At 51.8% G+C, this 1,438-nt stretch carries 1 protein-coding gene; it reads right to left on the reverse strand.

What is annotated here, in order from left to right; all coding sequences use genetic code 11:
* Positions 1–32 precede the first annotated feature (32 nt).
* Positions 33–1,384, reverse strand: a protein-coding gene (locus tag N5D61_RS26395; protein ID WP_279894760.1) for an IS3 family transposase whose coding sequence is annotated in 2 segments (ribosomal slippage) — positions 33–905 and positions 908–1,384 — 1,350 coding nt in all. Because the reading frame shifts where the segments join, the coding sequence is not laid out codon by codon here.
* Between the last annotated feature and the right edge of the window lie 54 nt (positions 1,385–1,438).

A 1,438-nucleotide genomic window follows, 5' to 3' on the forward strand; every position in this document is an offset into this window, starting at 1 on the left:
TAGACTGACCCCAAAAAGTTGGACAAAAAACGTTAAAGACTCATCGCTTGAGTCCGAAACTGGATCGGACTCAGGCCGTTCAGCTTGAGGCTGATTCGCTCATGGTTGTAGTAATGGATGTAGTCCTCAAGTCCTGCCTGCAACTGCTCAATGGTTTCGAAGCGCTCCAGGTAAAAAAACTCACTTTTCAGTGTGCCGAAGAAGCTTTCCATCACGGCATTGTCGTAGCAATTTCCCTTGCGTGACATGCTCTGCTTGAGGCCTCTTCTGCTTAGCAAATGCCGGTATTTAACCTGACGATATTGCCAGCCCTGATCCGAGTGCAGCATCGGTGCCTCCTCAGGAGCCAGCCGCGCTACAGCGCTTTTGAGCATTTTTGACACCATCTCGAATACTGGGCGCCTACTGGTTTGAAACGCCACGATCTCACGGGTAAAAAGGTCCAACACTGGTGAAAGATAGAGCTTTTGCCCATTGATCTTGAACTCGGTTACGTCAGTGACCCACTTTTCATTAGGTCGGTCTGCGCTGAATTTGCGCGCCAACCGATTGGGAGCAGTCTCACCCTCCGGTCCACGGTAAGAGCGGTACTTCTTAACCTTGACCAACGATTTGAGTTCCATCGACTGCATGAGCCGTTGTACTGTCTTGTGATTGGCATACTCACCAAACGCCCTCAGGGCTGCGGTGATACGGCGATAACCGTAACGCCCTTTGTGCTGTTCATAAATGCGCCGTACACGAGCCTTGAGGTCTGCATGTTTATCCAAGGCAGATGCCTTGATCTGATAGTAAAACGTACTGCGCGCCAGACCTGCAGTGCGAAGCAACAGCGCTATCGGGTGCTTGTGCCTTAACCCTTGGATGACTTGCGCTTTTTGGCTTGCGCTGCATCTTGTTCCTGGATTAAGGCATCGAGCTTTTTTAGATAGTCATTTTCCGCCCGCAGGTAAGCCAGTTCTTCAAGCAGCTCTTTACGTGTGCGTTCCTCATCGGAGAGGCAAGGCTCTTCAGATTTTGGGGATGGCTTACGGGGCATGCTGGACATTCTCTCGCGATGTGGCTTCAGTGCATCGATACCACCGGCATGGTACAGCTTCTTCCATTCCCCAACGCTGTTTTGCCCGCGAATGCCAAAGAGGATGGCTGCTGCCTGGTCCGACAGGCCTTCTTCTTCGATCTTCCGCAGCACGCTGAGCTTGAACTGAGCGTCGTAGCGGCTGTATTTCCGGGCCAGACCGGATAGACCATGCTGTTGGTAGTTTCGCACCCAGCGCTGCAGAATCGAATGCCCGATACCATTTTTGACTGCAACCCCATTGAGGCTGTCGCTCGATAGGCACTGTTTGACCAGCTTGAGCTTGAACGCTGGACTGTATTTCATTTTGGCTACCTCCCTTAGGCTGGACGAGATGTCCAACTTTTTGGGGTCAGTCCA

This window comes from Pseudomonas sp. GD03842, assembly GCF_029841165.1.
GTDB lineage: Bacteria > Pseudomonadota > Gammaproteobacteria > Pseudomonadales > Pseudomonadaceae > Aquipseudomonas.